The sequence below is a fragment of the Streptomyces millisiae genome (genome assembly GCF_031845425.1).
Lineage (GTDB): Bacteria > Actinomycetota > Actinomycetes > Streptomycetales > Streptomycetaceae > Streptomyces > Streptomyces millisiae.
Genome location: NZ_JAVREM010000009.1, coordinates 84,172 through 100,712, shown reverse-complemented (window position 1 = coordinate 100,712; position 16,541 = coordinate 84,172). Strand labels below are relative to the sequence as shown.

Genomic DNA, 16,541 nt, shown 5'->3' with positions numbered 1-16,541 from the left:
TTCGCGCTCCCGACGAAGTAGCGTTGAGGTGCTGTCCGTCACCTCGAAGGGGGAACCCCGGCACATGAGAACGCGATGGCCCCTGCGGGGCCGCCGGTTGGCCGGGGCCCTCGCCGCCCTGGCCGTGCTCGCCGGCGCCGGCACCTGGGTGGCGGCCGGCGGCGAGGGTCCCGAGGTGGTGCGGGACGACCGGGTCTTCGAGATGCCGGAGGAGCCGGGCAGCCGGCAGACCGTGCGGATCGACACCTCGTTCTTCACCACGGGCGACGCCGCCGAGCCGCGCCCCGCCGTGCTCCTCGCCCACGGCTTCGGCGGCAGCAAGGACGACGTCAGGCCGGAGGCCGAGCGGCTGGCCCGCGCCGGCTACGCCGTGCTGAGCTGGTCGGCCCGCGGCTTCGGCGGCTCCACCGGGCGCATCGGCCTCAACGACCCGGAGCGCGAGATCGCCGACGTCTCCCGGCTGATCGACTGGCTCGCCGAGCGCCCCGACATCCGGCTCGACGGCGACGGCGACCCCAGGGTCGGCATCGCCGGCTCCTCCTACGGCGGCGCCGTCGCGCTGCTCGCCGCGGGGCACGACGACCGGGTGGACGCCATCGCCCCCCGCGTCACCTACTGGGACCTCGGCCAGGCGCTCTTCCCCGACGGCGTCTTCAAGCGCCTGTGGACCGGCATCCTGTTCACCACCGGATCCACCGAGGCCACCGGCTCGTCCGGCGACGACCCGGGCTGCGGCCGGTTCCTGCCCGAACTGTGCGAGCTCTACGAGCGGGTGGCCGTCGCCGGCGAGCCCGACGAGGCCGCCCGCCACCTGCTGCAGGCCCGCAGCCCCGCCGCCGTCGCCGACCGCATCGACGTGCCGACCCTCATCACCCAGGGCCAGCACGACTCGCTCTTCCCCCTCGACCACGCCGACGCCATGGCCGGCGCCATCGAGGCCAACGGCGCACCCGTCAGCGTCGACTGGGTCTGGGCCGGCCACGACGGCGGCATCTCCGAGGCCGGCCGGACCGAGGCCCGCACCCTCGACTGGTTCGACCGCTACCTGCGCGAGGACCCGGCCGCCGACACCGGACCCGGCTTCCGCGTCACCCGGATCAGCGGCTTCGACTCCACCAACGGCTCCACGCTGCTGCGCGGCGCGTCCGGCGACACCTATCCGGGGCTCACGGGCGAGCCCACCACCATCGACCTCGAGGGCGGCGAGCAGAGCTTCGTCAACCCGCCCGGCGGCTCCCCGCCGGGGGTCTCCGCCGTGCCGGGGCTCGGCGCCCTCGCCCGGATCTCCACCCTCGGTCTCGGACTCGCCCTCGACTTCCCCGGCCAGTACGCCGCGTTCGACTCCGCGCCGCTGACCGAGACGGTGCGTGTCACCGGCGCCCCCACCGTCCGAATCCAGCTCGACTCGGACGCCGACAGCGCCGTGCTGTTCGCCAAGCTCTACGACGTCGCGCCGGACGGCGGCAGCCAAAGCCTGCCCGCCCAGCTGGTCGCCCCGCTCCGCGTCGACGACATCGGCGAGGGGCGCGTCGTCGACGTCCGCCTCCCCACCATCGACTACCCCTTCGAGGCCGGCCACCGGCTGCGCCTCGTCCTCTCCAGCACCGACATCGGCTACGCCTCGCCGGACGAGCCCGCCACCCACACCGTCTCGCTCGCCGACCCCGGGCTCACCCTCCCCACCGCCCCCGACCTCGCCGGCGGCGCGTCGCCGCTGCCCTGGTGGACCTGGGGCCTGCCGCTGGCCGCCGTCGTCGTCGCCACCGCCCTGCTGCTCACCGGCCGGCGCCGCACCCCGGCCGCCGCGGCAGGCCCGGCCGACCCCGCGCCCGACCCCCGGCTCGCCGACATGCCGCTGCGGATCGAGGGCCTCACCAAGCGCTACGCGGGAGCGGGCGACCGGTACGCCGTCCGCGACCTCTCCTTCCAGGTCAGGCGCGGCCAGGTGCTGGGCCTGCTCGGCCCCAACGGCGCCGGCAAGACCACCACGCTGCGCATGCTGATGGGCCTGATCCGCCCGGACGCGGGCGAGATCAGGCTCTTCGGCCACCTGGTCACCCCGGGCGCCCCGGTGCTCTCCCGGGTCGGCGCCTTCGTCGAGGGCGCCGGCTTCCTGCCGCACCTCAGCGGCCGCGCCAACCTGGAGCTCTACTGGGCCGCCACCGGCCGGCCCGCCGCCGACGCCCACCTGGCGGAGGCGCTGGAGATCGCCGGCCTCGGCCCGGCCGTCGACCGCGCCGTGCGCACCTACTCGCAGGGCATGCGGCAGCGGCTCGCCATCGCCCAGGCCATGCTCGGCCTGCCGGAGCTGCTGATCCTCGACGAGCCGACCAACGGCCTCGACCCGCCCCAGATCCGCGCCATGCGCGACGTGATGACGGGGTACGCGGCCGAGGGCCGCACCGTGATCGTCTCCAGCCACCTGCTGGCCGAGGTCGAACAGACCTGCACCCACCTGGTGGTGATGGACGGCGGCCGCCTGGTGCGCTCCGGGCCGGTCGGCGAGATCACCGGATCCGGCGACACCCTGCTGGTCGGCATCGACATCGAGGCCACCGACGCCGTGCTGGAGCGGATCGCCGCGCTGCCCGGCGTGGCCTCGGTGGGCCGCGCCGAGACCGGGCTGCTCGTCCGGCTCGACGGCCTGACCGCCGCCGAACTCCTCGCGGAGCTCGTGCGGTTGGAGATCCCCGTGCACTCCGTCGGCCCGCACCGCCGTCTCGAGGACGCCTTTCTCACCCTGATCGGAGGCGCCTGATGGCCGCGCCCGACACCACCGCGAGCACCCCCGCCACCACGGCCGCCGCCGGCACCACGGCCCTCGACGCGGCGCCCGGCTACGCCGCGCGCCGCACCCTGCCGCTGCGCGTCGAGGCCGTCCGCCAACTGCGCCGCCGCCGCACCCTCGTGCTCGGCGCGCTGCTCGCCCTGCTGCCGGCCGTGGTGGCCGTGGCCTTCGAGGTCGGCGGCCAGCCGGGCGGCGGCGGGGGCGAGCTCACCCTGCTCGACACCGCCACCGTCTCCGGCGTCAACTTCGCCGCCACCTGCCTTTTCCTCTCCGCCGGTTTCCTCCTCGTGGTGCCCGTCGCGCTGTTCTTCGGCGACACCGTGGCCGCCGAGGCCGGCTGGTCCTCGCTGCGCTACCTGCTGGCCGCCCCCGTGCCGCGCACCAGGCTGCTGCTCAGCAAACTGGGCGTGGCGCTGCTGTTCAGCGCCGCGGCCATGGCCCTGCTGCCGCTGGTGGCGCTCGGCGTGGGCACCGCCGCCTACGGCTGGGGCCCGCTCGAACTGCCCACGGGCGGCACCCTGCCGGCCGGCGAGTCGGTGCGCCGGCTCGCCATCGCCGTCGGCTACGTGCTGGTGGCCCAACTCGTCACCGCCGGCCTGGCGTTCTGGCTGTCCACCGCCACCGACGCGCCGCTCGGCGCGGTGGGCGGCGCCCTCGGGCTCACCATCGTCGGCAACATCCTCGACGCCATCACCGCGCTCGGCGACTGGCGGGACTTCCTGCCCGCCCACTGGCAGTTCGCCTGGGCCGACGTCTTCCAGCCACAGCTGGAGTGGGGCGGCATGATCCGCGGCGCGGCCATCTCCACGAGCTACGCCCTGGTGCTTTTCGCCCTGGCCTTCCGCGGCTTCCGCACCAAGGACATCGTCTCCTGAGCCGGACCGGGTGCCGCCTGCCGGCGCAGGGCGCGGCGGGCGGGCAGCACGCTGGCGGCCAGGCCGAGCAGCAGGCACCCGACCACCGCGCCCACCACCCAGGACCACGCCACCACCGGCTCCACCGGAACGCCCAGGTTCTCCCGCAGCCCCCGGCTCATGCCCAGCAGGGCCGGAGCGGCCGCGGCCAGGCCCAGCGCGGCGCCGATCGCCACGACACAGCAGGTCTCCCCGGCGACGGCCAGCTGGACCTGACGGCGGGAGGCGCCGGACAGCCGGAGCACCCGGAAGTCACGTACCCGGTCCGAGGTGGCCGCCAGCAGGGTGGAGCCGACGGCGATCGCCGTGTACCCGGCCGTCATGGCCACCAGGATCAGCGTGAAGAGACGTATCAGACGATCCTCCTCCGCGTCGCCGGCCCGCGCCTGTTCCAGGACCGAGACCTCCTGGGCCCCCAGCTCCACCGGAGGACGGGCCGGAGAGCCACCGGTGCGGAAGACGACGTCGGCCAGCGCCGAGGGGTCACGCTCCCGAACGACCTCGGCCGGCAACAGCAGCTGGTAGGGCAGGTCGTCGCCGATCACCGCCGCCACCCGGGGACGCTCCAGCCGGCCGTCCTCGAAGACGAGGTCGGCGTTCGCACCCTCCGACCAGCCATGCGCCGTGGCCACCGCGGCGCTCACCACGACGGTGCCCTCGGCCGGCGCGGGCGCGGCGTGGACCGCCTCGAACCCCGGGGAGACGCCGGCCGCCAGCAAGGCGGACCCGTCCGCCCCCGCGTAGACGGTGGTCGACAGCACCGCGGTGCCCTCGACACCGTCGGCGGCCGCGGCCGAGAGCCCGGGGGTGCCCCGCGGGACGATGGCGGCCTCCGCCCGCACGGCCGCGGCCTCGCTCGCGGCGTCCGCGCCGGCGGTGGTCTCCACCGTGCTGGTGATCAGCACGGCGAACGCCACCGTGGCCAGCACCGGCGCGATCGTCGCCGAGGTACGGCGCACCGCCGTGCGCATGCTCTCGCGCACCAGCATGGCCGTCGCCCCGGGACGTGACGCGAGCGGCCGGGTCAGGGCGCTCACGACGGGCCGGGTGAGGGCCGGGCCGAGGACGGTGAGCCCGGCGGTCAGCCCCATCGCGGCGCCGAGCCCCAACAGGACCATGGCGTCAGGCCCGGCGGCGGCCGTGCCCACGGCGCAGGCCAGGCCGGCGCCCGTCAGCCCGAGCCCCGCCAGCCACCGCCCCCGCGTCATCGGCCGGCTGTCGACCACCGCCTCCCGCATCGCGTCCAACGGAGCCACCCGGGCCGCCCGCCGGGACGCGACCCACACCCCGGCCAGGGCCACCAGGAGCCCGAGGGCGAAGGCCGCCGCCGGCACCCACCAGGTGAACCGCACGGTGAAGCCCACCGGTTGCAGGCCGCCGTCGACCAGCAGCCCGGCCATCACGGGCGCGAGCGGCACCCCGAGCACCGTCCCGACGCCCGCCGCGAGCCCGCCCACCGCCAGCGCCTCCCCGTACAGCACCCGCCGCAACTGCCGCGGCGTCGCGCCGACGGCCCGCAGCAGGCCGAACTCGCGGCGGCGCCTGGCGACCGTGAAGGCGAAGGCCGACGACACGACGAAGACGGTGACGAAGGCGGAGAGCACCGTCATGGCGGTGACCACCTGGGCGCCGATCCACCGCGTCATCTCGTCCTGCTCCGGGGCGAGCGCGTCCCGGGCCGCACCGGACAGCACCCGGCCCTCGGAGCCGACGACCTCCCGCGCCGCCCCGGCCACCCGCGCCGGATCGGCGTCGGGCGCGAGGGTGAGACCGATGACGCGGACGCCGCCCGCCAGTTCACCGGCCCGCTCGTCCGTGACGTAGTAGCCGGGGCCGGCCATCGTCCCGGTGACCGTGAAGTCCACCGGACCGTCCGCCGTCAGGATCGCGACCCGCTCACCCGGCGGAACGCCGAGCGCCCGGTCCACGACGATGTCGTCGCTGGCGACCGGCGGGCCGCCGGCCGTCAGTCCGTACGAGGCCAGCGCCGCGGTGGACCAGCCCCGGCCCTGCCGCTCGCCGGCGCGCTGCTCGGTGCCGACCGCCTGCGCGTAGAAGTCGCGCACCGGCACCGCCGACTCGACCCCGGGAAGAGCGGCCAGCGACGCCCGAAGCCGCTCCGCCCGCTCGGGCGCCCAGGGCGGTGGCTGGGTGAACACCCCGCTGACCCGCGCCCCCTCCGGGCTCGCTACCAGCACCGGGGCACCGGCGAGCCGCTCGGGCACGCCCGTGCCGCCCGAGAGCAGGATCAACGAGCTCATCGTCAGCACGGCGACGCCCACCGCGACCGCGACGAAGGAGCCCAGGAAGGAGGCCCAACGCTCCCTGACCATCGCCCACCCGATCACGACCGCACCTCCAGCGCCGCCGTCCTCGCGGCTATCGCCTCGGCCCCCGCGCCGCCGGGCAGCTCCTCCGCCAGCCGGCCGTCCGCCAGCAGCAGGACGCGGTCGGCGAACGCGGCCGCCGCCGGGTCGTGGGTCACCATGACCACCGTCTGCCCTTCGGCGTCGACCAACTGCCGCAGCAGCCCGAGCACCAGGCGTGAGGCGGCGCTGTCCAACGCCCCGGTCGGCTCGTCGGCGAAGAGCACCGCGGGACGCGCCATCAGGGCCCTGGCGATCGCGACGCGCTGTTGCTGGCCCCCGGACAGCTCGCTCGGCCGGTGCCCCGACCGGTCCGCGAGACCGACCCGGGCCAGGGCGTCGCGCGCCGCACCGGCCGCCGGGCGTCGGCCGGCGAGCCGCAGGGGCAACTCGACGTTCTGCTCGGCGGTCAGGGCCGAGACCAGGTTGAAAGCCTGGAAGACGAAGCCCACCCGCTCCCGGCGCAGCAGGGTGAGGGCGTCCTCGTCGAGGCCGCCGAGCTCGGTGCCGTCGATCCACACCTCGCCGGCGGACGGGCGGTCGATGCCGGCCGCGCAGTGGAGCAGGGTGGACTTGCCGGAGCCCGAGGGGCCCATCACGGCCGTCATCGTGCCGGGGGAGAAGTCGACGGTGACGCCGGCCAGGGCGGCGACGGCGTGCTCCCCCGCGCCGTGGCGCTTGTGTACGGCGCGGAGCCGGACGGGAGGGGGAGCGAGGGCGGTCTGGGTAACGTTCATGGCTCAAGGCAACGACATGGTGACCCACCGGCACATTGGTGCCTGGGCGAGAACGAATACTCCACCTGGCACTACCGACCGGCCGCCGTCCACTCGGTACGGTCGGTCGCGTGTTTCCCCGTAACGTCCTGGAGGCCCTCAGCTACCGGCCTCTGGGGTATCTCCGTAGCGGCTGGCCCCTGCGGGCGCTGACGTACCTCCTGACCGGCGGGTTCTTCAGCACCACGCTCGGTCTCGCGGTGCTCGGCGTGCTGACCGCCCCCTTCGGCCGGGTGGCCGGTGTGTTCGCCGCCGTCCACATCCTGGCCTTCGCCGTGCTGATGGCGGGGCCGTTCGAGAGGTGGCGGCTCACGCTGATAGACCGCGAGCCGCTGCGGCCGCTCGACGGCTGGCGGACCGTGGGCTACGGCGCCGTCTCGATCGTGGCCGTGGGCTGGGCGGACCTCGCCGTCGTCCTGGTCTCGATCGGCATCCCCGGCTTCCTGCTGTGCGCCCCGTTGCAACCCACCGCCGCGCCCTGGCAGGCCGTCGCGGGACCGGTCGCCGGAGCGGTCCTGCTGCCCGTGGCCGCCTACCCCATCGGCGCCTGGGCCGGGGCTCGCGGCGCCCTGGCCCGCGCCGTGCTCGCCCCGAGGGACCGCGAGCTGCGCGAGGTGATCCGCTCCCGGGCACGGCTCGTCGACGCCTTCGAGACGGAGCGCCGGCGCATCGAGCGGGACCTGCACGACGGAGCCCAGCAGCGCCTGGTGGCACTCCACCTGAAGCTGGGCATCGCGGCGCTCGACCTGCCGCCGGGCAGCGTCGCGGCCAAGGAGGTCGGCGAGGCCCACACGCTCGCCAAGGAGGCGCTCGCCGAGCTGCGCGAGCTGATCAGGGGAGTGCACCCCCAGGTGCTCACCGAACGCGGAATCCCGGCCGCCGTCCGGGATATAGCCGGGCGCTCCCCGGTCCCGGTCGACACCGACCTCGACCTCCCCGACCGACTGCCGCCGGGCGTCGAGGCGACGGCCTACTTCGTGGTCACCGAGGCGCTGACCAACATCGCCAAACACAGCGGCGCCGGCCGGTGCCGCATCGCGGCCCGCAGCACCCAGGGCGTACTGCGCCTGGAGATCGAGGACGACGGCGTGGGCGGTGCCGACACCGCGCGGGGCAGCGGCCTGATCGGCCTGGCCGACCGGGTCGCGGCGGCCGACGGCAGAATGTTCCTCTCCAGCCCGCCCGGCGGACCCACCCTGATCAGAGCGGAGATCCCGTGCCACCAGCCCTCCGCATCCTGATCGCCGAGGACGCCGTGCTGCTGCGCGAGGGCATGGTGCACCTGTTGCGCCGCTTCGGCCACGAGGTGCTGGGCGCCGTGGGCGACGGCCCCTCACTGCTCGCCGCCGCCCGGCGGCAGAAGCCCGACCTCGTCGTCGCCGACGTCCGGATGCCGCCGGACTACCGTGACGAGGGCCTCCGCGCCGCCCGCAGTCTCCAGGCGGAGCAGCCGGAGCTCGCGGTCCTGGTGCTCAGCCAGTACGTCGAGCAGACCTTCGCCGACGAGCTGCTCCAGGACCGCCGGGGCGGCGCGGGGATGGGATATCTCCTCAAGGAGCGGATCGGCGACGTCGAGGAGTTCGCCGACGCGGTCGACCGGGTCGCGGCCGGGGCGACGGTCGTGGATCCCGAGGTGGTGCGTCAGCTGCTGGCCCGGCGCCGGGACCCGTTGAGCCGCCTCACCCCACGCGAGCACGAGGTGCTGGCGTTGATGGCCGAGGGCCGGTCCAACGCGGCGATCGCCCGACGTCTGGTGGTGACCGAGGCGGCGGTCGCGAAGCACATCGCCAGCATCCTGGCCAAGTTGGACCTCCCGCCGGCCCCGGACGACCACCGTCGGGTGCTCGCCGTGCTGGCCTACCTCCAGGTCTGACGGTGGGCGGCGCGAGCGCGGGGGGCGGCCGACCGTCAGCCGGTCCGCGCCCGGGAGGCCGACAGGGACTCGAAGAGCTCGGTCCACCTGTCCCGGATCGCCTCCGGGGAGTACGCCTGCACGGTGGTCAGGGCCGCGTCGCCCATCTGCGCCCGCAGGCCCTCGTCGGCCATCAGCGTGCGCATCGCCCCGGCCAGCCCTGCCACGTCCTCCGGCGGGACCAGCAGCCCCTCCTTGCCGTCCGTGATCACGTCCGCCGGGCCCGTCGGGCAGTCGAAGCTGACCACCGGCAGCGCGTGCGTCATCGCCTCGATCATCACCATCGGCAGGCCCTCGGCCCGCGAACTCAGCACGTACAGCGAGGCCTTGGCGAGCTCCTCGTCCATCTGGTCGGTGCGGCCCATCAGGAAGACGTGGTTGTAGAGGTGACGCTCGTCGATCATCCTGCGCAGCTGGTGCCTGCGGTCCCCGGTGCCGTAGATGCGCAGCTGCCAGTCGGGGAACTCGTCGACCACCTGGGAGAACGCCTTGATCAGCAGGTCGAAGCCCTTCTGCGGGCGCAGCCGCCCGGCCGCCACGGCGATCCGGCTGGCACACGTCGACGGCTTCTGCTTCAGCGAGTGGACGGCGTTGGGGATCCACTCCACCCGGGCGCCCGGCGCGATCCGGAGATAGTCGCGGCGATCCCGCTGGGTCAGCACCGCGATCGCGTCGAACCGCCCGTACCAGCGGGAGATCGCCGCCTGGACGTCCGGTTGGTGCACCGCCAGGTTCATGTGCTCCTGGGCCACCCGCAGCACCCCCCGGGTGGCGAAGCGGGCCGCGAGCAGGTTCAGCGAGGGCCTGGTGGTCACCAGCACCCCGTCCCGCAACTCGCCGAGGTAGTCGATGATCTGGCGCTCGATCCGCCGGGTGAGCGCCGAGTGGCTGCCCTCGCCGCGCGGCACGTGGCGGGGCGGCAGCCCGGCCCGGCGCGCCGCGAGCCGGCCGAGCCACCCGCGGGGCTCGCTCCCCGGCCCCTCGTGGCCCGCTCGCAGGTCGCAGAGGGCGAACAGCCGCACCCGGGGATCCAGCGGGAAGTACGGCCGGTCGGCGCGCCGCAGCACGCTGACCACCCGCACGTCGTGGCCCGCCGCGGCCAGCGCCCCGGCCTGGGTGAACACCGTCCGGATGGTGCCGCCCATCCCGTAGGCGTGCAGCAGCAGATAGCGGATCTTCATCGCCCGGGTAGCACCTCGACGGAGAGATTTTCCTTGATCGTGTAGTACGGCCGCACCAGCATCGTCAGGTCGCCCCTGGTGACCTGTTGGCCGGGGAAGACCATGATCTTCTTCTTGCCCCTGATGTCGTCCAGCAGCCGCCCCACCCGTAGCCCGGCGCCGCTGTCCTCCGGGGGCGCCAGCCACACGTCCCACAGCGCCGGCGGTTCGAACGGGCCCTCGGGCACCAGGTCGGCCACCGGCAGCGAGGCGTCGAAGGCCATCCCGTCGAGCGGCGCCGGATAGCACAGCGCGCGCTCGCCCGCCGCGCCGCGCGGGGTCAGCCGCAGCGTCCAGGCGGCGGCCGTCGCCGGCTCGGGTTCGTGGTCGTGCAGCCGGCCGACCAGCCGCAGCGCGCCGTCCCGCGGCCACACCTGGGCCAGTTCCGCGTGGCCGCTCACGACGACCGTCCGCTGGGGACCAGCCGGCCGGCAGCCGGCTCCGCCTCCGCGTACCCCCAGGTTTCGCAGATCTCCCGCAGCACCGCCGGCACCGCCTCCGGCGGCGGCAGTTCGCGGCCCGGCTGGACCCGGCCCGACCTGACCTTCTCGCGCCAGTCGCCGAGCCCCTTCTCCAGGCCGGCCGTCCCGCCGGGTGCCCGCCCGTACTCCACCATCCCCGGCTCGAAGTCGACCTCCAGGAAGTCGCAGACGGCGCGCAGCGCGGTCTCGGGCTCGGCCGTCAACTCCTCGTAGCGCACGGTGTGTCCCGGCAGCGCCCGGCGGGCGCGCTCCACCGCGTTCAGATAGCGCAGCGCGTCGTGCGCGGCGTGCTCGGGGTTGCGCTTCACCGGGTCCGCCTCGTGCCAGGACCGGGCGACGGCGGCCGGGTGACGCAGCAGGAACAGGAACCTCGCGTCCGGCCAGCAGGCGGCGATCCGCCGGAACACGAAGGCGTTGCCCGGGGTCTTCTCGACCAGCGTCTGCTTGCCCGAGCGCACCAGCTCCCGGTGCAACACCCGGTCCCACAGCAGGTGTTCGAGCTCGGTGCGGTCCAGCCCGAGCAGGCTGAGCGAGCGGTCGGCCAGCCGGGTGGCGTGCGCCACCTCGAGGCGGCGGAAGTGCAGTTCGTGCGGCGCGTGCAGCCGGGAGTGCGCGTTGAGGGTCAACCGCAGCAGGGTGGAACCCGAGCGCACCGGCGCGATGACGAAGACGGGCCGGCGCAGCAGCCGGTCGACGGTCGGATCGGCCGGCGGCCGCGGCTCGATCGCGCCCCGGGTGCCGGGCGGGCGCTGGGTGACCGCCGGGCGGGCGACGATCCGAGGGCCGGCGCGGCGCACCTGGAAGCCGGTCGCCGAGCCGAGCGCGGCGTTGATTTTCCGAAGCAGTTTCATGGCGAACGAGGCCCAACACCAACGGGGATGAGAAGGAGGAAGATCGATTTCAGGGTCGTTCTTACACCAGACTCACCGCGCCGCCGGGGCAAGACCCGTTGCCGGCCGTGGATAACGAGCGAAGGCTCACTCGCCCGAGTGAACCGGGGAACTCGGGCGAGTGAGCCGGTGGTTCAGCGCGTCATTCCTCGTCGCCCTCGAAGGCGTCGCCGATCTCGTCGATGATCTCGCCCATCACGAGCCCGCCGACCACACCGGCCGCCACGCCCGCGACCATCGCCCCGGCGCCGAAGCCCGAGCGCTCCTCCTCGTGGTGCTCGTGGTGGCCGTGGCCGCCGCCGAAGAAGCCGCCGCCGTGCCCGCCGTGCCGTTGGGCGAGCTGCTGGACCCAGGAGTCCACCAGGGCGTTGAAGTCGGTCTGCCCGACGTCCTGGTGGCTCACGAAGAACCGGTTGATCACGTCGTGCCCGGAGGAGAGGAAGCCGCCCGGCTTGTCGGCCTCCAGCACCACCTCGAGCCCGCCGGGAGAGGCCAGCAGGGAGATCTCGACCTCCCGCATCGCGTGCGCGTACCGCTCCGGCGGGTACATCTCGATCTCCTGGTAGAACGGCAGCGTCTGCCCGGTGCCGCCGATCCGCCCCAACTCCAGGTCGGCCGACTTGAACCCGAAGCCGAGCTGGCCGAACGCCTCAAGCACGGCCTCCGCCACCGGCAGCGGCCGCACCAGCAGGGGGTCGAGGTCGCCCTTGTCCACCGCTTCCGCCACCGCCAGCTCGGTGCGCACCCCGAGCACGATGCCGAGCGGCTGGCCGTAGATCTCGGTGATCGGCGTCTCCCAGGGCACCGGCACCTGGAAGGGCACGCTGAACTCCTGCTCCTCCGCGAGCCGGAAGCCGCCGCCCACCGTGACCCGGTGGAAGGCGACCTGGCCGTCGGTCTCCGAGTCGTGCCCCTCGGCCTCGACCCGGGCCACGAAGTCGAGGTGGATGCCGGTGATCTCGACGTCCATGGAGCCGCCGCGCACCATGACCCGCCCCGTCAGGGTGCTGCCGGGAACGACCGCACCACCGTCCAGGATCGTGTCCACCGAGGGACCGCCCACGCCGATCGCCCCGAGCAGCCGTTTGAACACCATCTCGGCGTTCTCCTTCGAATCTGAGAGTCTGATAAGTCGGATAGATCCTGAAGATCCCATACGTATGGAATCCGCGCGGCCGCGGCCCCAACAACCGTGCGGCGCAAGGCCGTTTCCCACGCTACCCTGCCGTTCGCGACGATCCGTGGTCATGACGGCACCGGTCCATCACCGATCGGCCATGAGTACGATGACCGTCGATGACCCGAACAGCCGGCCGGACCGGCGGCACAGACGTCAGCCCCGCCCGGTACGGCGGGGCTGCCTCGGGCACGCCACCACTGCGGAGCCTGCTGCTCGCGCTCGTCGTGGTGCTGTGCGCCCTCGGCCTCTGCGCGGCCGGCGCCGAGGCCGACGCCCTGGCCGCGAGCCACGCCGTGTCCCCGGGTCAGCACGCCGCGCAGTCGGATCCCGGGCGGCACCCGCACGCCCAGCAGCCGGCGGATTCCCTCGACCCGGGCAGCACCTGCCATGGCGGCCCGGGCACGCCGGCCGATCCGCTGCTCCCGGCCCCGCTCGCGCTCCACGTTCCGCCGACCGACCCGGCCCCGCCCGCCGCCCGCGTCGTCGCCATCGCCGGCATCAGCGGCCCGGCGAACGACCGGGTCGGGGAGGTCGACCTGCATCGGCTGCGGATCCAGCGAACGTGACGGGAAAGTCCCACCCCGCAATCCCAGATCGGACCATCCCGTTTGCCGGAAGAGGACACCATGGCAACCAACAGGACCAACAGCAAGGCCACCAACAAGCCCGGAGGGAAGTCGGGCAAGCGGAACGCGGCCGCCGAGCGCCGGGCCAAGATCGAGGAGGCCCGCCGCAAGGAACGCGCCCGTGACCGCCGCAACCGCATCCTCACCATCGCCGCCTGCATGGTGGTGCTCGCCGCCACCGTCGGCGGCGGTTGGTGGCTGTGGGCCAGCACCGACGGCGACGACCCGGCGACGCCGCCGGCCGGCGAGGCCAGCGAGATCGAGGGCGTGCAGACCTGGGACGAGCTGGGGCGCAACCACGTCGAGGGCCAGGTCGACTACCCGATGAACCCGCCGGCCGGCGGCGACCACGCGCAGGCCTGGATGAACTGCGACGCCGACGTCTACGAGACCGAGATAGCCAACGAGAACGCGGTGCACTCGCTCGAGCACGGCGCGGTCTGGGTCACCTACAACGACGCGGCCGCCGAGGCCGACATAGCGACCCTCTCGGAGCGGGTCTCCGCCACCAGCTACACCCTGATGAGCCCCAAGCCCGACCAGGAGTCCCCGATCGTGCTCACCGCCTGGGGCAACCAGCTGGCCCTCGACACCGCCGACGACCCGCGCGTCGAGACCTTCTTCAACACCTTCGTCCAGGGCGCCCAGACCCCTGAGCCGGGCGCCGCCTGCACCGGGGGGCTCACGGAATGACAGCCAGTGTCCGGCGGTGGCTGCTGGCGGCGAGCGGCGCGATCGCCGTGGTCGCCGCGGTGCTGATCGGGCTGACCGCCCTGGCCCCCGCCGAGTCCCCGCCGGCCGCGCCCGCGGAGGACTCGGCGGACGTCGGCTTCGCCCGGGACATGTCCGTCCACCACCAGCAGGCGGTGGAGATGTCCTTCATCGTCCGCGACCGCACCGACGACGAGGATGTGCGCAGGCTCGCCTACGACATCATCAACACCCAGGCCAACCAGCGGGGCATGATGCTCGGCTGGCTCGAGGTCTGGGGTCGCAACAAGAGCTCGGGCGAGCCGCCGATGTCCTGGATGGCGGAGGGCGGCCACGGCGGTGGCCACGAGGGCGGGATGCCCGGCATGGCAACGGACGAGGAGCTCGACGAACTCTCCGCGGCCGAGGGCGAGGACGCCGAGATCCGCTATCTGCGCCTGATGACGGCGCACCACGAGGGTGGCGTGCTCATGGCCGAGGCGGCCGCGCGGGAGGCCGATACCGAGGAGATCAGGAACCTGGCCGCCGGCATGGTCGAGGCCCAGGAGTCCGAGATCCGCCTCATGACCGACATGCTGGCCGACCGCGGCTCCCAGCCGTAGCCCTGGCCGGGCGGGCCAAACCGGGCCCGGTGCCCGGCCGGGCGGCCTGCCGGGTGGCCTGCGGCCTGGCTGTGCCGTTGCCGCTGCGCGGCCTGACCGGCTGACGGTGGCGGGTGCGACCGGGCCGGCGGTCGGCTTGGCCGGGCGTTGGCGCTGGCCTGGAGCTCCCGGCCGTGGCCGTGTGTTCCGCCCGCGGGGCCGCCGCGCGGCGGTACCGGTCGGCGGTGACCCGTCGGGCGGCCGGCGGCGGTCGGGCCGTTCGGGCCGGCGCCTGTGGCGGCTCGCCGGGGGCCAGGTGATCGGCTTGGCCGGGCGTGGCCGCGCGGTGTTCGTGGCTCTGGGCCGGGTCGGGCCGTGGCCGTGGTTCCGCCTGGGGCGCTGCGCGGCGGTACCGGTCGGCGGTGACCCGTCGTGTGGTCGGCCCGGCGCATGCGGCGGCTCGGCTCCGCGGGCTGGGGTTCCCGGCCGTGGCCGCCGCGCAGCGGCGCCGGTCGCCGCCTTCGGCGGCGTCAGCGGAGGCCGCGGAGGCGTTCCGTCTCGCGGCGTTCGCGTTTTGTCGGGCGGCCGGTGCCGCGGTCGCGGCGGGGGATCGCGGCCCACTCCTCGCGCGGAGGCGGCGGCGGGCTGTTGTCCTGGTAGCACTCGACCGCGACCGGCGCGCCGACCCGCTTGCGGATCAGCTTGCGCACCACCACGACCCGCTCCCAGCCCTCCTGCCGCACCCGGATCTCGTCGCCGGCCCGCACCGGCTGCGCCGGCTTCGCCCGCTCCCCGTTCACCCGCACGTGCCCCGCGCGGCACGCGCTGGCGGCGGCCGAGCGGGTCTTCGCGAGCCGCACGGACCAGATCCAGCTGTCCACCCGGACGCTGCCGCTCTCCTCCTCGGAAGCCATGCGGCCGAGCCTAACCCGCCCGGACCGCCTCGCGCCGCGCCGTGGACTCGCGCCAGCGCACCCGGGCCGGCAGTACGGTCGTCCGCTCCGCGGGCGACTCGTCCTCCTCGATCAGCCGGATCAGCAGCTGGGCGCACCGCAGCCCCAGCTCCCGAGGCCGCATGTCCACGCCGGTGACGGTCGGCGTCACGGCGGACAGCGTGCGGCCCTCGCCGCAGCAGGCCAGCAGCACGTCGGCCCCCGGCGCGCGCCCGAGGGCGCGCAGCGCGTCGAGCGCGCCCAGGGCGATGGCCTCGGAGGACACCACCAGCAGATCGATCTCGGGCTCACCCAGCAGCAGTTCGGTGAGCATCGCCGTGTGCTCCGCCACCGAGAGGTTGAGGAACCGGCTCTCCCGGGTGATGCCGGGCAGGTCGTGCTCCTCGCACCAGGCGAGGAACTCGGCCCGCAGCAGCACGCCCCAGCCGCTGTTGGCGTCCGGGCCGACGAAGGCAGGTCGCCTGGCGCCCTCGCGCAGCGCGTGGTCCAGGATCTCCCGCAGCGCGGCGCCGTGGTCCGCCGCCACCACGGGGCAGGTGGGCATGCCGGGCGGGAAGTGCTCGCCGGCGACCACCGGGAGGCCGGAGCGCAGCAGTTCGTGGGCGCGCAGGTCGTCGGCGATGGGGTCGGCGATGATCACGCCGTCCACGCGCGGCACGCGGTTGCGCGGCACGGCCGGGTTGCTGGACAGCAGGGTCAGGTCGTAGTCCTGGGCCTGGGTGCCGTCCAGCACGCCCGTGACGAACTCCCTGAAGTAGTCGGAGGCGAAGCGGTCGCCGGCGTGCACGTGGTGCAGCGCGATGCTGCGCAGGATCCCCGTCCGCAGGCCGCGGGCGACGGCGTTGGGCCGGTAGTCGAGTGCCCTGGCCGCCCGGATCACGGCCTCCCTGGTCGCCTCGGTCATCCGCCCCGTGCCGGAGAGGGCCTCGGACGCGGTGCTCGGGGAGACCTTCGCGGCTCGGGCCACGTCCTTGAGCGTGACTGCCTGGCGCCTCATGTCGCACATCATACGGACGGCCTGTCGCCGGGCCGTGGTCGCATCGGCCGCGCGACGAGGCGGTGTTACGGCCGTGAGTCGGCGGCGCTTCGGACGGCGGCGCCCCGGGAGCGATGTGTAAACACCCGCCTCGGGAGGGCCGGAA

At 74.6% G+C, this 16,541-nt stretch carries 15 protein-coding genes; 7 read left to right on the top strand and 8 right to left on the bottom strand.

The features are described 5' to 3' along the window. Positions 1-64 precede the first annotated feature (64 nt). Both RNC47_RS11220 and RNC47_RS11215 read left to right on the top strand, forming a co-directional pair. Positions 65-2,758, top strand: coding sequence for an alpha/beta fold hydrolase (locus tag RNC47_RS11220; RefSeq protein ID WP_311597869.1), 2,694 nt, complete (start codon positions 65-67; stop codon positions 2,756-2,758). Then, on the top strand, positions 2,758-3,663 hold the full coding sequence (locus RNC47_RS11215) for an ABC transporter permease (RefSeq protein ID WP_311597867.1): 906 nt from the start codon (positions 2,758-2,760) through the stop codon (positions 3,661-3,663). Before RNC47_RS11220 ends, RNC47_RS11215 begins: the two co-directional genes overlap by 1 nt. On the opposite strand, the gene RNC47_RS11210 is transcribed toward RNC47_RS11215, so the two are convergent. After that, positions 3,600-6,050, bottom strand: a complete 2,451-nt coding sequence (locus RNC47_RS11210) for an ABC transporter permease (RefSeq protein ID WP_311597865.1) — start codon at positions 6,048-6,050, stop codon at positions 3,600-3,602. The two genes, RNC47_RS11215 and RNC47_RS11210, sit on opposite strands and share 64 nt — an antisense overlap. Then, positions 6,047-6,805 carry an ABC transporter ATP-binding protein gene (locus tag RNC47_RS11205; protein ID WP_311597863.1) on the bottom strand — a complete coding sequence of 253 codons (759 nt, stop codon included), beginning with the start codon at positions 6,803-6,805 and terminating at the stop codon, positions 6,047-6,049. The genes RNC47_RS11210 and RNC47_RS11205 overlap by 4 nt, the downstream gene beginning before the upstream one ends. A gap of 110 nt (positions 6,806-6,915) precedes the next feature. Here RNC47_RS11205 and RNC47_RS11200 point away from each other — a divergent pair, with 110 nt between their 5' ends. Continuing rightward, complete coding sequence (locus tag RNC47_RS11200; protein WP_311597862.1) at positions 6,916-8,085, top strand: sensor histidine kinase; 1,170 nt, start codon at positions 6,916-6,918, stop codon at positions 8,083-8,085. Next, positions 8,061-8,717 (top strand): response regulator transcription factor, encoded by a 657-nt coding sequence (locus tag RNC47_RS11195; RefSeq protein ID WP_311597861.1) that lies wholly within the window; start codon positions 8,061-8,063, stop codon positions 8,715-8,717. The genes RNC47_RS11200 and RNC47_RS11195 overlap by 25 nt, the downstream gene beginning before the upstream one ends. A gap of 35 nt (positions 8,718-8,752) precedes the next feature. Here RNC47_RS11195 and RNC47_RS11190 read toward each other — a convergent pair whose 3' ends face one another. From RNC47_RS11190 to RNC47_RS11175, 4 genes are all read right to left on the bottom strand, one after another. Next, positions 8,753-9,937, bottom strand: coding sequence for a glycosyltransferase family 4 protein (locus RNC47_RS11190; RefSeq protein WP_311597859.1), 1,185 nt, complete (start codon positions 9,935-9,937; stop codon positions 8,753-8,755). Continuing rightward, positions 9,934-10,377 (bottom strand): hypothetical protein, encoded by a 444-nt coding sequence (locus RNC47_RS11185; protein WP_311597858.1) that lies wholly within the window; start codon positions 10,375-10,377, stop codon positions 9,934-9,936. The genes RNC47_RS11190 and RNC47_RS11185 overlap by 4 nt, the downstream gene beginning before the upstream one ends. After that, on the bottom strand, positions 10,374-11,309 hold the full coding sequence (locus RNC47_RS11180; RefSeq protein WP_311597857.1) for a sulfotransferase family protein: 936 nt from the start codon (positions 11,307-11,309) through the stop codon (positions 10,374-10,376). Before RNC47_RS11180 ends, RNC47_RS11185 begins: the two co-directional genes overlap by 4 nt. Positions 11,310-11,490: 181 nt before the next feature. After that, positions 11,491-12,444 carry a sporulation protein gene (locus RNC47_RS11175; protein WP_311597856.1) on the bottom strand — a complete coding sequence of 318 codons (954 nt, stop codon included), beginning with the start codon at positions 12,442-12,444 and terminating at the stop codon, positions 11,491-11,493. 200 nt (positions 12,445-12,644) lie between these two features. Between RNC47_RS11175 and RNC47_RS11170 the strand changes: the two genes are divergently transcribed. Genes RNC47_RS11170 through RNC47_RS11160 form a run of 3 tightly spaced genes read left to right on the top strand, consistent with a single transcriptional unit; the run spans position 12,645 to position 14,467 of the window. After that, the gene (locus RNC47_RS11170) at positions 12,645-13,094 is read left to right on the top strand and encodes a hypothetical protein (protein WP_311597855.1); all 450 of its coding nucleotides are present in this window, start codon (positions 12,645-12,647) and stop codon (positions 13,092-13,094) included. Between the two features lie 60 nt (positions 13,095-13,154). Then, positions 13,155-13,847: a DUF3105 domain-containing protein gene (locus RNC47_RS11165; protein WP_311597854.1), complete on the top strand. Its 693-nt coding sequence runs from the start codon at positions 13,155-13,157 to the stop codon at positions 13,845-13,847. After that, on the top strand, positions 13,844-14,467 hold the full coding sequence (locus RNC47_RS11160; RefSeq protein ID WP_311597853.1) for a DUF305 domain-containing protein: 624 nt from the start codon (positions 13,844-13,846) through the stop codon (positions 14,465-14,467). The genes RNC47_RS11165 and RNC47_RS11160 overlap by 4 nt, the downstream gene beginning before the upstream one ends. 509 nt (positions 14,468-14,976) lie before the next feature. Here the strand turns inward: RNC47_RS11160 and RNC47_RS11155 are convergent. Next, the gene (locus RNC47_RS11155; protein WP_311597851.1) at positions 14,977-15,360 is read right to left on the bottom strand and encodes an RNA-binding S4 domain-containing protein; all 384 of its coding nucleotides are present in this window, start codon (positions 15,358-15,360) and stop codon (positions 14,977-14,979) included. Between the two features lie 10 nt (positions 15,361-15,370). Then, on the bottom strand, positions 15,371-16,396 hold the full coding sequence (locus tag RNC47_RS11150; protein ID WP_311597849.1) for a LacI family DNA-binding transcriptional regulator: 1,026 nt from the start codon (positions 16,394-16,396) through the stop codon (positions 15,371-15,373). Between the last annotated feature and the right edge of the window lie 145 nt (positions 16,397-16,541).